Origin of the sequence: Hydrogenophaga crassostreae (assembly GCF_001761385.1) — a bacterium.
In the GTDB taxonomy this organism is placed as follows: domain Bacteria; phylum Pseudomonadota; class Gammaproteobacteria; order Burkholderiales; family Burkholderiaceae_C; genus Hydrogenophaga; species Hydrogenophaga crassostreae.
Window position 1 is genome coordinate 1065567 of sequence record NZ_CP017476.1, and the last position, 17233, is coordinate 1082799.

The 17233-nt window shown below is 62.8% G+C and carries 3 protein-coding genes; all 3 read left to right on the plus strand.

Annotated features, from left to right (window positions below):
• The first annotated feature begins 24 nt into the window (after positions 1-24).
• Genes LPB072_RS23350 through LPB072_RS05145 form a run of 3 tightly spaced genes read left to right on the plus strand, consistent with a single transcriptional unit; the run spans position 25 to position 17224 of the window.
• Positions 25-14520: an Ig-like domain-containing protein gene (locus LPB072_RS23350; RefSeq protein ID WP_231943431.1), complete on the plus strand. Its 14496-nt coding sequence runs from the start codon at positions 25-27 to the stop codon at positions 14518-14520.
• Between the two features lie 27 nt (positions 14521-14547).
• Entirely contained in the window at positions 14548-16422 is a 1875-nt protein-coding gene (locus tag LPB072_RS05140) for a TolC family protein (RefSeq protein ID WP_231943433.1), read from the plus strand.
• A gap of 1 nt (position 16423) precedes the next feature.
• Positions 16424-17224, plus strand: a complete 801-nt coding sequence (locus tag LPB072_RS05145) for an efflux RND transporter periplasmic adaptor subunit (RefSeq protein ID WP_066088374.1) — start codon at positions 16424-16426, stop codon at positions 17222-17224.
• Positions 17225-17233 lie beyond the last annotated feature (9 nt).

Below are 17233 nucleotides of genomic sequence, written 5' to 3' on the forward strand. Positions count from 1 at the left end.
CAACTTGCCCTGGAGCAGCGTATCGTGTTCGATGCTGCACTACCAGCAACTTTGGTTGAGGCACATGCCGACAGCGGGCCGGCTCCAGATGCAGGCGTGTTGGCTGACCTGGATCATTTGGCCGGCGAGCAGCAAGAGGCAACGCCGCCTGCGGTCGAGTCCCGGCCAGTGCCAGCGGCTGCATCGTCAACAACCGAAACCGATGAGGTCGTTGTCGGTGAAAGCGAAGCCGAATCAGAAGCCGTAGCATCCGGCGATGCTGAAGCGGCCTCTGCGGCCGGTGAAGCTGATCCTGTCGCGTCATCTGACGTCATTTCACCGCCATCTGTAGAGACCGAAGCTGAGACAGAAACTTCGGGTTCCGGTGCGATGGAGCCAGCATCCACTGTTGATGAGGTTGGGGCTGTAGCGACGGACGATGGGCCCGCACTGTCTGACACCGCTGAGTCTGACGAGGGGGTCGTTACGGACGATCTTTCGGTTGCCTCGATTGAGGGTGGCGCAGCTGACAGTGGTGACCACGCCAGCGAGTCGGGTGACTCAAACAGCGTTCAGGTTGACGATGTCGAAGAGTCGACGTCTGTAGTCGAGGCCGTTGAGCTCACAGTCGAGCGGGTTGAAATCGTGTTCGTGGACGCACTGGTTGACGATGCGGCAGACGGTCTTCAGTGGCACCCGGGTGAAGTCTATGTCCTTGATGCCAATCGCGATGGGGTAGAGCAAATTGCTGAGGTGTTGAATGGCCGCACTGGTATCGATGCCGTGCACATCATCAGCCACGGCAGCGCCGGGTCGTTGACGTTGGGGTCAGCAACCCTCAACTCTGGTTCGTTGTCTGATCGATACGCCAGTGAGATGCTGGTGATCGCGTCGGCCTTGTCACAAGACGCAGATCTCTTGTTGTACGGTTGCGATGTGGCTGCAACCGAGGCAGGCGTGAGCTTTGTTGAGGCGCTGGCCTTGGCGACCGGGGCCGATGTGGCTGCATCCAATGGAGACACAGGCGCTGCGTCGTTGGGTGGCGACTGGGTTTTGGAGGCCAGGAACGCAAACGGGGTTATCGAGACCGTTGTCATCTCGGCGGAAGCCTATGCTGGCTTGTTGACAACCACTGTCAATAGTGGTTCTGGTGCTTTGCTGGCGGTGCAGTCCCGAGACATCTACAGCATCGATATCGTGACCGGCAAAGCGACCTTGCTGACGACAGTGCCAGCCACAGTGGGTGGCGTGAGCACGGGCAACGACGTCAACTCGCTGGCTGTGGATCAAGTCAATGGCTTGATTTACTACACAAGCAACAACAGTTCTTCGACCAACGTTGCACTGTTTGCATACAACTTCAACACCAACACCCACATTCTGGTTGACAACAATCTGACCAACAACGGCATTGTTGTTGGTGCAACAGGTGTTGGAAGCGGTGGCGCGGTGTTTGCCAATGGAACCCTGTATCTGGGTATCGAAAACAACCAGGGTGGCGACGGCACTGGGACAACAAGCGACGACACCATTTACCGCCTCACTTTCTCGAACTCGGGTACGGTGGTGAGTGGCGTGACGGTATTGGTCAACAACATTACGGGCAATGATTGGGGTGATCTGGGCTACAACCCGGCGACCAACACCATTCTGAGCGTGTCGAGCACCACTTTGGTACGGTACAACGCTACGACCGGTGCGTTCGTTGACACCTCGACCGTGACGGCAGGTTTCACGCAGCAAGGTTATGGCATCAATGGCCAGGCCTATGGGCTGGGGACCCAGATCCAGCAATACAACCCCTTGACTGGCGCCAATATCGGCTCAGCAATCAACATCACGACCAATGGCACCACGCTGCTGCCTGGCGCGGTTTTTGATGCGGCCGGCTGGGTTCCTCCCTCGGGCACCATCGGCGACAGGATTTTCACGGACAACAACGCGAACGGCGTTTTTGACGGCACGGATACCGGCATCGCCAACGTGACCGTGCGTTTGATTGACGACGTGAACAACAACGGTGTTTTCGATGCGGGCGAGCGGATACTCGCCACCGATACAACCGACGCCTCGGGCAACTACCTCTTTGGCGTTTTGCCAAACCAAGGTGTATTGCCGGGCAACTACATTGTTCAGGTGACCGATGCCAACGGTGTCCTGGGCACGGGTCGTTCCTACACCACCGCTGGCTATGTTGCCAATAGCTTGAGAACCATCGACGCCGATATGACCCGTATCGGGTCATCCAATCTGAGCGTCGATTTCGGTTTGAACAACCGCCCGCCAGTGGATGACAACGAAACCAATGTCGTCATCGAAGACACCACGCTCACGGTGGCCGATGGCGCCGCAGGTGATTTGCTCAACAACGCCACCGATCCCGATGGCGGCACGTTGACGATCACCCAGTTCACAGTGAACGGCACCACGGTGACGGCAGGGCAGACGGTGACGATGACGGGCATCGGAGCCCTGACGATCAACGCCAACGGCAGCTACAACTTTGTGCCAGCGCTCAACTTCACGGGCACCATTCCGGTAGCGACCTACACGGTGAGCGATGTCGGGGGGCTAACAGACACCTCCACGCTGAGGCTGACCATGATTCCGGTCAACGACCCGCCGGTCGATGGTGATGAGACCAACACGGTCACGGAAGACACGACGCTGACGGTGGCCGATGGCGCCGCAGGTGATTTGCTCAACAACGCCAGCGATGTCGATGGCGATACGCCGCTGACGATCACCCAGTTCACAGTGAACGGCACCACGGTGACGGCAGGGCAGACGGTGACGATGACGGGCATCGGAGCCCTGACGATCAACGCCAACGGCAGCTACAACTTTGTGCCAGCGCTCAATTTCACGGGCACCATCCCGGTGGCGACTTACACGGTGAGCGACGGCAATAGTGGTACCGACACCTCCACGCTGACGCTGACCATGATCCCGGTCAACGACCCGCCGGTGGATGGTGATGAAACCAATACCGTGATTGAAGACACCACGCTGACCGTTGTTGACGGCCAGGCGGGTCCTCAGGGTGACTTGCTGAACAACGCCACCGATGTGGACGGTGGTGCACTGACCATCACCCAATTCACGATCGCAGGCAGCCCGACGGTGCACACCGCAGGCACAGCGGCGGCCATCAGTGGCGTGGGCAGTTTGCAGATCAATGCCAACGGCAGCTACAGCTTCACGCCGGCGCTGAACTACACAGGGCCGATCCCTGTGGCCACCTACACCGTGTCCGACGGAGCAGGCGGAACCGACACCTCCACGCTGACGTTGACGATCACGCCAGTGAACGACCCACCGGTGGATGGTGATGAAACCAACACCGTGATTGAAGACACCACGCTGACCGTTGTTGACGGCCAGGCGGGTCCTCAGGGTGACTTGCTGAACAACGCCACCGATGTGGACGGTGGTGCACTGACCATCACCCAATTCACGATCGCAGGCAGCCCGACGGTGCACACCGCAGGCACAGCGGCGGCCATCAGTGGCGTGGGCAGTTTGCAGATCAATGCCAACGGCAGCTACAGCTTCACGCCGGCGCTGAACTACACAGGGCCGATTCCTGTGGCCACCTACACCGTGTCCGACGGAGCAGGCGGAACCGACACCTCCACGCTGACGTTGACGATCACGCCAGTGAACGACCCACCAGATGCAGTGGACGACACGCAAGCGGTTGTTCCCGAGGCGGCTACAACGCTGACACTGTTGGCCAATGACTCAGATATTGATGGTGATTCGCCATTGACCGTGATCGCAGCGAGCCTGGTCGATCCGACCCAGGGCACGCTGACCCAGCAGCCTGACGGCAGTTGGCAGTTCACGTCTGCCCCAGGCGTGTCTGGCCCGGTGGTGGTGAACTACACCATCAGCGATCCTACGGGTGCGACAGACAGTGCCGTGCACACGGTCAACGTGGCCAACCAGCCGCCAGTGATCACCGACCCGGTGCCAGGTGACCCGACCACGCCAGAGATCGACCCGGGCAATCCGAGCAACCTGGTGGTGCCGGCGGTGGACAACGTGCCAGTGGCCGTTGACCTGAACGACTACTTCACCGACCCGAACACGGGTGACACGCTGACGATCACGCCAGACCTGACGGGCCTGCCCGCGTGGGTGACGTACAACCCGGCCACGGGTGTGCTGGGTGGTACGCCACCTGTGGACAATGCGGGTCCGGTGGTGGTGCCCGTGACGGTTGATGACGGTGCCGGTGGCACCTTCACCGGCACGGTCACGATCACGCCAGTGAACCCCGGCCCTGATGCCGTGGACGACACGCAAGCTGTGGGTCCTGTGACCCCGACCACCGTGACGTTCCTGGCCAACGACACAGACCCCGATGGTGATCCATTGACGGTGACGGCCGCGAGCCTGGTCGATCCGACCCAGGGCACGCTGACCCAGCAACCAGATGGCAGCTGGCAGTTCACGTCCACGGTCGGCGTGTCCGGCCCGGTGCTGATCAACTACACGATCACGGACCAGGACGGAGCGACCGACAGCGCGGTGCACACCGTGGACGTGGGCAACGTGCCCCCGACCCTGATCGACCCGGTGCCAGGTGACCCGACCACGCCAGAGATCGACCCGGGCAATCCGAGCAACCTGGTGGTGCCGGCGGTGGACAACGTGCCAGTGGCCGTTGACCTGAACGACTACTTCACCGACCCGAACACGGGTGACACGCTGACGATCACGCCAGACCTGACGGGCCTGCCCGCGTGGGTGACGTACAACCCGGCCACGGGTGTGCTGGGTGGTACGCCACCTGTGGACAATGCGGGTCCGGTGGTGGTGCCCGTGACGGTTGATGACGGTGCCGGTGGCACCTTCACCGGCACGATCACGATCACGCCAGTGAACCCCGGCCCTGATGCCGTGGACGACACGCAAGCTGTGGTGCCGGAGACGGCCACAGCGCTGACGCTGCTGACCAACGACACCGATCCCGATGGTGATCCATTGACGGTGACGGCCGCGAGCCTGGTCGATCCGACCCAGGGCACGCTGACGCAGTTGCCCGACGGCAGCTGGCAGTTCACGTCTGCTCCTGGTGTCTCAGGCCCGGTGCTGGTGAACTACACCATCACGGACCAGGACGGAGCGACAGACAGCGCCGTGCACACGGTCAACGTGGCCAACCAGCCGCCAGTGATCACCGACCCGGTGCCAGGTGACCCGACCACGCCAGAGATCGACCCGGGCAATCCGAGCAACCTGGTGGTGCCGGCGGTGGACAACGTGCCAGTGGCCGTTGACCTGAACGACTACTTCACCGACCCGAACACGGGTGACACGCTGACGATCACGCCAGACCTGACGGGCCTGCCCGCGTGGGTGACGTACAACCCGGCCACGGGTGTGCTGGGTGGTACGCCACCTGTGGACAATGCGGGTCCGGTGGTGGTGCCCGTGACGGTTGATGACGGTGCCGGTGGCACCTTCACCGGCACGATCACGATCACGCCAGTGAACCCCGGCCCTGATGCCGTGGACGACACGCAAGCTGTGGTGCCGGAGACGGCCACAGCGCTGACGCTGCTGACCAACGACACCGATCCCGATGGTGATCCATTGACGGTGACGGCCGCGAGCCTGGTCGATCCGACCCAGGGCACGCTGACGCAGTTGCCCGACGGCAGCTGGCAGTTCACGTCTGCTCCTGGTGTCTCAGGCCCGGTGCTGGTGAACTACACCATCACGGACCAGGACGGAGCGACAGACAGTGCCGTGCACACGGTCAACGTGGCCAACCAGCCGCCAGTGATCACCGACCCGGTGCCAGGTGACCCGACCACGCCAGAGATCGACCCGGGCAATCCGAGCAACCTGGTGGTGCCGGCGGTGGACAACGTGCCAGTGGCCGTTGACCTGAACGACTACTTCACCGACCCGAACACGGGTGACACGCTGACGATCACGCCAGACCTGACGGGCCTGCCCGCGTGGGTGACGTACAACCCGGCCACGGGTGTGCTGGGTGGTACGCCACCTGTGGACAATGCGGGTCCGGTGGTGGTGCCCGTGACGGTTGATGACGGTGCCGGTGGCACCTTCACCGGCACGGTCACGATCACGCCAGTGAACCCCGGCCCTGATGCCGTGGACGACACGCAAGCTGTGGGTCCTGTGACCCCGACCACCGTGACGTTCCTGGCCAACGACACAGACCCCGATGGTGATCCATTGACGGTGACGGCCGCGAGCCTGGTCGATCCGACCCAGGGCACGCTGACCCAGCAACCAGATGGCAGCTGGCAGTTCACGTCCACGGTCGGCGTGTCCGGCCCGGTGCTGATCAACTACACGATCACGGACCAGGACGGAGCGACCGACAGCGCGGTGCACACCGTGGACGTGGGCAACGTGCCCCCGACCCTGATCGACCCGGTGCCAGGTGACCCGACCACGCCAGAGATCGACCCGGGCAATCCGAGCAACCTGGTGGTGCCGGCGGTGGACAACGTGCCAGTGGCCGTTGACCTGAACGACTACTTCACCGACCCGAACACGGGTGACACGCTGACGATCACGCCAGACCTGACGGGCCTGCCCGCGTGGGTGACGTACAACCCGGCCACGGGTGTGCTGGGTGGTACGCCACCTGTGGACAATGCGGGTCCGGTGGTGGTGCCCGTGACGGTTGATGACGGTGCCGGTGGCACCTTCACCGGCACGATCACGATCACGCCAGTGAACCCCGGCCCTGATGCCGTGGACGACACGCAAGCTGTGGTGCCGGAGACGGCCACAGCGCTGACGCTGCTGACCAACGACACCGATCCCGATGGTGATCCATTGACGGTGACGGCCGCGAGCCTGGTCGATCCGACCCAGGGCACGCTGACGCAGTTGCCCGACGGCAGCTGGCAGTTCACGTCTGCTCCTGGTGTCTCAGGCCCGGTGCTGGTGAACTACACCATCACGGACCAGGACGGAGCGACAGACAGCGCCGTGCACACGGTCAACGTGGCCAACCAGCCGCCAGTGATCACCGACCCGGTGCCAGGTGACCCGACCACGCCAGAGATCGACCCGGGCAATCCGAGCAACCTGGTGGTGCCGGCGGTGGACAACGTGCCAGTGGCCGTTGACCTGAACGACTACTTCACCGACCCGAACACGGGTGACACGCTGACGATCACGCCAGACCTGACGGGCCTGCCCGCGTGGGTGACGTACAACCCGGCCACGGGTGTGCTGGGTGGTACGCCACCTGTGGACAATGCGGGTCCGGTGGTGGTGCCCGTGACGGTTGATGACGGTGCCGGTGGCACCTTCACCGGCACGATCACGATCACGCCAGTGAACCCCGGCCCTGATGCCGTGGACGACACGCAAGCTGTGGTGCCGGAGACGGCCACAGCGCTGACGCTGCTGACCAACGACACCGATCCCGATGGTGATCCATTGACGGTGACGGCCGCGAGCCTGGTCGATCCGACCCAGGGCACGCTGACGCAGTTGCCCGACGGCAGCTGGCAGTTCACGTCTGCTCCTGGTGTCTCAGGCCCGGTGCTGGTGAACTACACCATCACGGACCAGGACGGAGCGACAGACAGCGCCGTGCACACGGTCAACGTGGCCAACCAGCCGCCAGTGATCACCGACCCGGTGCCAGGTGACCCGACCACGCCAGAGATCGACCCGGGCAATCCGAGCAACCTGGTGGTGCCGGCGGTGGACAACGTGCCAGTGGCCGTTGACCTGAACGACTACTTCACCGACCCGAACACGGGTGACACGCTGACGATCACGCCAGACCTGACGGGCCTGCCCGCGTGGGTGACGTACAACCCGGCCACGGGTGTGCTGGGTGGTACGCCACCTGTGGACAATGCGGGTCCGGTGGTGGTGCCCGTGACGGTTGATGACGGTGCCGGTGGCACCTTCACCGGCACGATCACGATCACGCCAGTGAACCCCGGCCCTGATGCCGTGGACGACACGCAAGCTGTGGGTCCTGTGACCCCGACCACCGTGACGTTCCTGGCCAACGACACAGACCCCGATGGTGATCCATTGACGGTGACGGCCGCGAGCCTGGTCGATCCGACCCAGGGCACGCTGACCCAGCAACCAGATGGCAGCTGGCAGTTCACGTCCACGGTCGGCGTGTCCGGCCCGGTGCTGATCAACTACACGATCACGGACCAGGACGGAGCGACCGACAGCGCGGTGCACACCGTGGACGTGGGCAACGTGCCCCCGACCCTGATCGACCCGGTGCCAGGTGACCCGACCACGCCAGAGATCGACCCGGGCAATCCGAGCAACCTGGTGGTGCCGGCGGTGGACAACGTGCCAGTGGCCGTTGACCTGAACGACTACTTCACCGACCCGAACACGGGTGACACGCTGACGATCACGCCAGACCTGACGGGCCTGCCCGCGTGGGTGACGTACAACCCGGCCACGGGTGTGCTGGGTGGTACGCCACCTGTGGACAATGCGGGTCCGGTGGTGGTGCCCGTGACGGTTGATGACGGTGCCGGTGGCACCTTCACCGGCACGATCACGATCACGCCAGTGAACCCCGGCCCTGATGCCGTGGACGACACGCAAGCTGTGGTACCGGAGACGGCCACAGCGCTGACGCTGCTGACCAACGACACCGATCCCGATGGTGATCCATTGACGGTGACGGCCGCGAGCCTGGTCGATCCGACCCAGGGCACGTTGACGCAGTTGCCCGACGGCAGCTGGCAGTTCACGTCTGCTCCTGGTGTCTCAGGCCCGGTGCTGGTGAACTACACCATCACGGACCAGGACGGAGCGACAGACAGCGCCGTGCACACGGTCAACGTGGCCAACCAGCCGCCAGTGATCACCGACCCGGTGCCAGGTGACCCGACCACGCCAGAGATCGACCCGGGCAATCCGAGCAACCTGGTGGTGCCGGCGGTGGACAACGTGCCAGTGGCCGTTGACCTGAACGACTACTTCACCGACCCGAACACGGGTGACACGCTGACGATCACGCCAGACCTGACGGGCCTGCCCGCGTGGGTGACGTACAACCCGGCCACGGGTGTGCTGGGTGGTACGCCACCTGTGGACAATGCGGGTCCGGTGGTGGTGCCCGTGACGGTTGATGACGGTGCCGGTGGCACCTTCACCGGCACGGTCACGATCACGCCAGTGAACCCCGGCCCTGATGCCGTGGACGACACGCAAGCTGTGGTACCGGAGACGGCCACAGCGCTGACGCTGCTGACCAACGACACCGATCCCGATGGTGATCCATTGACGGTGACGGCCGCGAGCCTGGTCGATCCGACCCAGGGCACGTTGACGCAGTTGCCCGACGGCAGCTGGCAGTTCACGTCTGCTCCTGGTGTCTCAGGCCCGGTGCTGGTGAACTACACCATCACGGACCAGGACGGAGCGACAGACAGCGCCGTGCACACGGTCAACGTGGCCAACCAGCCGCCAGTGATCACCGACCCGGTGCCAGGTGACCCGACCACGCCAGAGATCGACCCGGGCAATCCGAGCAACCTGGTGGTGCCGGCGGTGGACAACGTGCCAGTGGCCGTTGACCTGAACGACTACTTCACCGACCCGAACACGGGTGACACGCTGACGATCACGCCAGACCTGACGGGCCTGCCCGCGTGGGTGACGTACAACCCGGCCACGGGTGTGCTGGGTGGTACGCCACCTGTGGACAATGCGGGTCCGGTGGTGGTGCCCGTGACGGTTGATGACGGTGCCGGTGGCACCTTCACCGGCACGGTCACGATCACGCCAGTGAACCCCGGCCCTGATGCCGTGGACGACACGCAAGCTGTGGGTCCTGTGACCCCGACCACCGTGACGTTCCTGGCCAACGACACAGACCCCGATGGTGATCCATTGACGGTGACGGCCGCGAGCCTGGTCGATCCGACCCAGGGCACGCTGACCCAGCAACCAGATGGCAGCTGGCAGTTCACGTCCACGGTCGGCGTGTCCGGCCCGGTGCTGATCAACTACACGATCACGGACCAGGACGGAGCGACCGACAGCGCGGTGCACACCGTGGACGTGGGCAACGTGCCCCCGACCCTGATCGACCCGGTGCCAGGTGACCCGACCACGCCAGAGATCGACCCGGGCAATCCGAGCAACCTGGTGGTGCCGGCGGTGGACAACGTGCCAGTGGCCGTTGACCTGAACGACTACTTCACCGACCCGAACACGGGTGACACGCTGACGATCACGCCAGACCTGACGGGCCTGCCCGCGTGGGTGACGTACAACCCGGCCACGGGTGTGCTGGGTGGTACGCCACCTGTGGATAATGCGGGTCCGGTGGTGGTGCCCGTGACGGTTGATGACGGTGCCGGTGGCACCTTCACCGGCACGATCACGATCACGCCAGTGAACCCCGGCCCTGATGCCGTGGACGACACGCAAGCTGTGGTGCCGGAGACGGCCACAGCGCTGACGCTGCTGACCAACGACACCGATCCCGATGGTGATCCATTGACGGTGACGGCCGCGAGCCTGGTCGATCCGACCCAGGGCACGTTGACGCAGTTGCCCGACGGCAGCTGGCAGTTCACGTCTGCTCCTGGTGTCTCAGGCCCGGTGCTGGTGAACTACACCATCACGGACCAGGACGGAGCGACAGACAGCGCCGTGCACACGGTCAACGTGGCCAACCAGCCGCCAGTGATCACCGACCCGGTGCCAGGTGACCCGACCACGCCAGAGATCGACCCGGGCAATCCGAGCAACCTGGTGGTGCCGGCGGTGGACAACGTGCCAGTGGCCGTTGACCTGAACGACTACTTCACCGACCCGAACACGGGTGACACGCTGACGATCACGCCAGACCTGACGGGCCTGCCCGCGTGGGTGACGTACAACCCGGCCACGGGTGTGCTGGGTGGTACGCCACCTGTGGACAATGCGGGTCCGGTGGTGGTGCCCGTGACGGTTGATGACGGTGCCGGTGGCACCTTCACCGGCACGATCACGATCACGCCAGTGAACCCCGGCCCTGATGCCGTGGACGACACGCAAGCTGTGGTGCCGGAGACGGCCACAGCGCTGACGCTGCTGACCAACGACACCGATCCCGATGGTGATCCATTGACGGTGACGGCCGCGAGCCTGGTCGATCCGACCCAGGGCACGCTGACGCAGTTGCCCGACGGCAGCTGGCAGTTCACGTCTGCTCCTGGTGTCTCAGGCCCGGTGCTGGTGAACTACACCATCACGGACCAGGACGGAGCGACAGACAGCGCCGTGCACACGGTCAACGTGGCCAACCAGCCGCCAGTGATCACCGACCCGGTGCCAGGTGACCCGACCACGCCAGAGATCGACCCGGGCAATCCGAGCAACCTGGTGGTGCCGGCGGTGGACAACGTGCCAGTGGCCGTTGACCTGAACGACTACTTCACCGACCCGAACACGGGTGACACGCTGACGATCACGCCAGACCTGACGGGCCTGCCCGCGTGGGTGACGTACAACCCGGCCACGGGTGTGCTGGGTGGTACGCCACCTGTGGACAATGCGGGTCCGGTGGTGGTGCCCGTGACGGTTGATGACGGTGCCGGTGGCACCTTCACCGGCACGGTCACGATCACGCCAGTGAACCCCGGCCCTGATGCCGTGGACGACACGCAAGCTGTGGGTCCTGTGACCCCGACCACCGTGACGTTCCTGGCCAACGACACAGACCCCGATGGTGATCCATTGACGGTGACGGCCGCGAGCCTGGTCGATCCGACCCAGGGCACGCTGACCCAGCAACCAGATGGCAGCTGGCAGTTCACGTCCACGGTCGGCGTGTCCGGCCCGGTGCTGATCAACTACACGATCACGGACCAGGACGGAGCGACCGACAGCGCGGTGCACACCGTGGACGTGGGCAACGTGCCCCCGACCCTGATCGACCCGGTGCCAGGTGACCCGACCACGCCAGAGATCGACCCGGGCAATCCGAGCAACCTGGTGGTGCCGGCGGTGGACAACGTGCCAGTGGCCGTTGACCTGAACGACTACTTCACCGACCCGAACACGGGTGACACGCTGACGATCACGCCAGACCTGACGGGCCTGCCCGCGTGGGTGACGTACAACCCGGCCACGGGTGTGCTGGGTGGTACGCCACCTGTGGACAATGCGGGTCCGGTGGTGGTGCCTGTGACGGTTGATGACGGTGCCGGTGGCACCTTCACCGGCACGATCACGATCACGCCAGTGAACCCCGGCCCTGATGCCGTGGACGACACGCAAGCTGTGGTGCCGGAGACGGCCACAGCGCTGACGCTGCTGACCAACGACACCGATCCCGATGGTGATCCATTGACGGTGACGGCCGCGAGCCTGGTCGATCCGACCCAGGGCACGTTGACGCAGTTGCCCGACGGCAGCTGGCAGTTCACGTCTGCTCCTGGTGTCTCAGGCCCGGTGCTGGTGAACTACACCATCACGGACCAGGACGGAGCGACAGACAGCGCCGTGCACACGGTCAACGTGGCCAACCAGCCGCCAGTGATCACCGACCCGGTGCCAGGTGACCCGACCACGCCAGAGATCGACCCGGGCAATCCGAGCAACCTGGTGGTGCCGGCGGTGGACAACGTGCCAGTGGCCGTTGACCTGAACGACTACTTCACCGACCCGAACACGGGTGACACGCTGACGATCACGCCAGACCTGACGGGCCTGCCCGCGTGGGTGACGTACAACCCGGCCACGGGTGTGCTGGGTGGTACGCCACCTGTGGACAATGCGGGTCCGGTGGTGGTGCCCGTGACGGTTGATGACGGTGCCGGTGGCACCTTCACCGGCACGGTCACGATCACGCCAGTGAACCCCGGCCCTGATGCCGTGGACGACACGCAAGCTGTGGTGCCGGAGACGGCCACAGCGCTGACGCTGCTGACCAACGACACCGATCCCGATGGTGACTTGCCGTTGACAGTAGTTGCCGCCACCCTGGTTGACCCGACCCAGGGTACGTTGACGCAGTTGCCCGACGGCAGCTGGCAGTTCACATCTGCCCCAGGCGTGTCTGGCCCGGTGCTGATCAACTACACGATCACGGACCAGGACGGAGCGACCGACAGCGCCGTGCACACGGTCAACGTGGCCAACCAGCCGCCAACGTTGATCGTGCCCCCGGGCTTGCCGCCAGGGTCGCCTACGTTCGATCCACAGGACCCGAACAACCTGATCATTCCTGCGGTGGATGCCACTGCGCTCGTTCCCGTCGATCTGGATGACTTCATCAAAGACCCGAACACGGGCGACACGCTGACATATACGCTTAATCCGGCGGATGTGCCAAGTTGGGCATCCTTCGATCCGGTGACGCACGTTCTCACAGGGACTCCTCCGGCGGACAACACGGGGCCGGTTGTGATCCGTGTGACAGTTGACGATGGCGCTGGCGGAACTTTCATTGGCACGATTACGATTGCGCCAGCGAATCCCGCTCCGGATGCTGTGGACGACACGCAAACCGTGACACAAGGGGTACCCACACCGCTGTCACTTCTGGGCAATGACCCGGCAGATGATGACGCGCCTTTGAGTGTGATCGCGACCCTGGCCGATCCATCACAAGGTACGCTCACGCAATTGCCCGATGGCAGCTGGCAGTTCACGTCTGCTCCTGGTGCCTCAGGTCCGGTGGTGGTGAACTACACGGTCACCGACCAGGACGGTGCGAGCGACAGTGCGACACACACGATCAATTTGGTCAACCCGCCACCGGTGCCAGCGCCTACGCCAGCACCACCTCCGGCACCTGCGCCTGCGCCAGCACCGGCCCCGGCGCCAACGGATGTGACACGCCCAGCCTCGCCGCAGCCTGTCTCAAGTGTTGCATCAGTGCCAATACCGACTGCTACCCCCCCTGCCTTGCACGTGTTGCATGCAGTGGGCGAAACGGGCAGCGGCAACAGCTTCGCAGGATCAAGCTTGGCGCTGGATCAAGCGTATTCACCGTTGCAGGCCGAGGCCGCCGGGCGCACACCCGATGGGTTGCTCTTCAATCAAATCGACCCTTACCAGGATTTGCGTTTGATTCGCGAGCCAGTCCCCGGCCAGGTGATTGAAATGCGTCACGCACTGCATGTGCAACTTGCCGTACGCAACCAGCCGGTGACGTCTGAGCCCGGTTTGTTCGTTCAACATGCAGTTCGCTCATCACAGTTGGATGCGCAACTCACGAATGCTGCGCTGAACTCGCAAAACTCCGCATCTCCAGGCTATAGCAGCTTGTTGGATCCATTTGCCCTTGGCGCACCTCAGCAAGGTGACCTGGAAGCGAAGGATGTCGCCGAGGCCGAACCTGAAACAGCTGACAAAGCCGTCAAAGTGGTCACAGAGAGAGCCGAGACCACTGAATCTATCGAGGTCAGTAAAGACCAGATGCCTCCGTCCGAGCCAGAGGCCGCGAAACGACCCGCAGCGGGCTTCCGGGCCCAGCTGGAACGTTTTGCAAGCGACCGAAAGCAGAGCGCGCGACCCATGACACGTGCCACCACAGCAAAAATTTAAAGAATCATCTTTTTCGAGGACATGAACATGAACAAAACCGACGTTTCTTCCCGCGCCCTTGGCATGTTGCCGCGCAGCATGGTGGTATTGGCTGTGACGGCCGTCATGGCCGGGTGTACTGTTGCGCCCAAGGCTTTGACTGCCGAGGAAGTGCAGGACCGGGTCAAAAACGATACATCGAAGATGTACACGGAGCAAGAAGCTATTCGTGGCCCGATATCGATGGAAGAGGCTGTTGCCCGTTCACTGAAGTACAACCTCGACTACCGTCTGAAAAAGATGGAATCGGCCTTGGCCCTGGGCCTGACGGACTACGCCAGTTACGACATGCTGCCGCAGATGGTTGCATCGGCTGGCTACACCAAGCGCAGCAACTATTCGGGCGGTACCAGTATCGGGATACTGGACGGAGAAATGTCTGACCGCCCGACATCTTCAGACGAACGCAGCCGCTCTTTGCGGGGCATCGAGTTTTCCTGGAATGCACTTGACTTTGGCGTGTCTTATTACCGTGCGCGCCAGCAAGGGGACCAGTTCCTGATCGCCGAAGAGCGCCGTCGCAAAGTGGTGCAGAACCTGTTGCAGGACGTTCGAGCAGCTTATTGGCGAGCATTGGGCGCGCAACGCCTGAACGATCAGGCCGATGACATCGTGCAACGGGCCAACTTGGCACTGTCTCGCTCGCGCGAAGCCGAAACCCAGAAGATCATTCCACCTGGTCTGGCCTTGGCGTATCAGCGCGCTTTGCTGGACGCGACCACACTTCTCAATCAGCGCCGGCAAGATCTTGAGTTTGCGAAGCGTGAGCTGGCTGCCTTGATGAACGTGCCGCCAGCCGCGACATTTGTGTTGGCAGAAGCTGACGAGGTGACCTTGCCCGCTGCTCCACGCGATCTGGCTCGCCTGGAAGACATGGCGCTGTTGCAGCGCCCCGAGTTGAGGGAAGAGGATTTCCGCAAACGCATCTCTTCGGACGAAGCTCGCAAGCAGATGTTGAGCATGTTGCCAGGCATTACCTTCAACTATGGCAGCCAACGGGACTCCAATAGCTTCCTGTACAACAACAGCTGGTCACAAGGCGGCGTAAGCTTGGCCTGGAACCTGATGCGTCTGGTGGCATTGCCCGCGATGAAGGACGCTCAGAAGTACCAGGAGCAAACCGATGAAGCCCGTCGCATGGCACTTTCCATGGCCATTCTGACGCAGACCCGGGTGAGCGCCGAGCGCTATCGTCTGGCTTTGGAAGACTTCAAGTTGGCGGACCAGGCAGCTCAAGTCGATTCCCGCCTTGCGGCCTACACCAAGGCCTCGGTCACGGCCAAGCTTGAAAGCGAACTGGAAGCCATTCGCACCCAGGCACGATCGGTGCTGGGAGCCTATCAGCGTGCCAATGCCTATGCCAACGCGCATATTGCATTCGGGCGTCTGTACAACACAGTGGGTTTTGACCCCATCGCCGATGATTTTGAAACCAATGATCTGGCGACGCTGACGCAGCGTGTGAAAGCACACTTGCAAGCGACCGAAAAGGACGCCTTCGCGCTGTCGTCCAATCTGTTTGGACGGGCAACCACCGTGAACGTGCACTTGGCAGGGATTACCGACCCTGTGCAGCAGGTTCGCATGAAGGCACTGGTAACGGAACTCTTGGCCCGCCATGAGATCACAACCGACGCCAAGGAAGGCAAGCCATTGACTCTGGCGTTTGAGTCAAGCGGCTCTAACGGTCTCGAAAAAGCCTCCTGGACGCTGAAAATGACCGACGAAGCCGGTCACAATCAACAAGCGAGTTTTGCCACAACCATTCCTTCCAATTCCCGCGCTTCGGTGTATGAATCAAGCCTGATGGCAGCGCTCAATGCCAATCTTGGCGATATCAAATCCTGGTTGAACGTTGACTGATATGTTGTTTTTCTCTTCTTGGCGTGCTCTAGGTGCCGCACTGATTCTTGGTTCGTTATCGGTAGCCGCATGGGCCCAGCCCGCCGGTACCAGAGCGGCCAGTGCGGTGACCAAGCCTGCGCCTGCGGCGGTTTCCAAATCAGAACCGGTGCGGGTGTTGGTGCTGCCCAGTGGAGAAACCACTCTGGCGAGCCCAGTCCCTGGTCGCATCAGCGTCCTTCACGTGGGCCTGGGTTTGCCCTTCAGGGAGGGCGCAGTGCTGGTCACCCTGGATTGCCAGGAACCACAAGCCCGCGTGGGCATGGCCAAGGCCGACTTGGCCAGCGCCACCGATCAGTACGAAGCCAAATTGCGCATGCAAGGCCTGGAGCAAGCGAGCGACGTCGAGGTTTCCCTGGCTGCGAGCGCGGTCGCCAAAGCCAAGGCTCAGGTTGACCTCTACAACTTCCAGATATCCCAATGCACGATTCGCGCTCCCTGGAGCGGCAACACTGCCAAGTTGCATGTCCGCAGCCACATGACTGTGACGGCAGGTCAACCGTTGCTGGACTTGGTGCGCTCGGGGGTGATGTATTTGAAACTCAATGTGCCTTCGAACTGGATTTCTACCCTGAAAATGGGGCATGAGTTTGAGGTGACGATTGACGAGACCGGCAAGACCTATCCAGCGAAAGTACGCCGCATCAACAGCCGCATTGACCCTGTGAGCCAGACGGTGGAACTTGAAGCCACCATGCTCAGAACCTACCGAGAGTTGCTCCCTGGCATGAGTGGCTTCGCGCAGTTCACAGGCATGCCTTGAGACTGCCTT

What these genes read in the sequence shown, in the direction of transcription:
- LPB072_RS05140 (WP_231943433.1), top strand. Translation starts at nt 14,548, where the DNA reads ATGAACAAAACCGACGTTTCTTCCCGCGCCCTTGGCATGTTGCCGCGC.
- LPB072_RS05145 (WP_066088374.1), top strand. Translation starts at nt 16,424, where the DNA reads ATGTTGTTTTTCTCTTCTTGGCGTGCTCTAGGTGCCGCACTGATTCTT.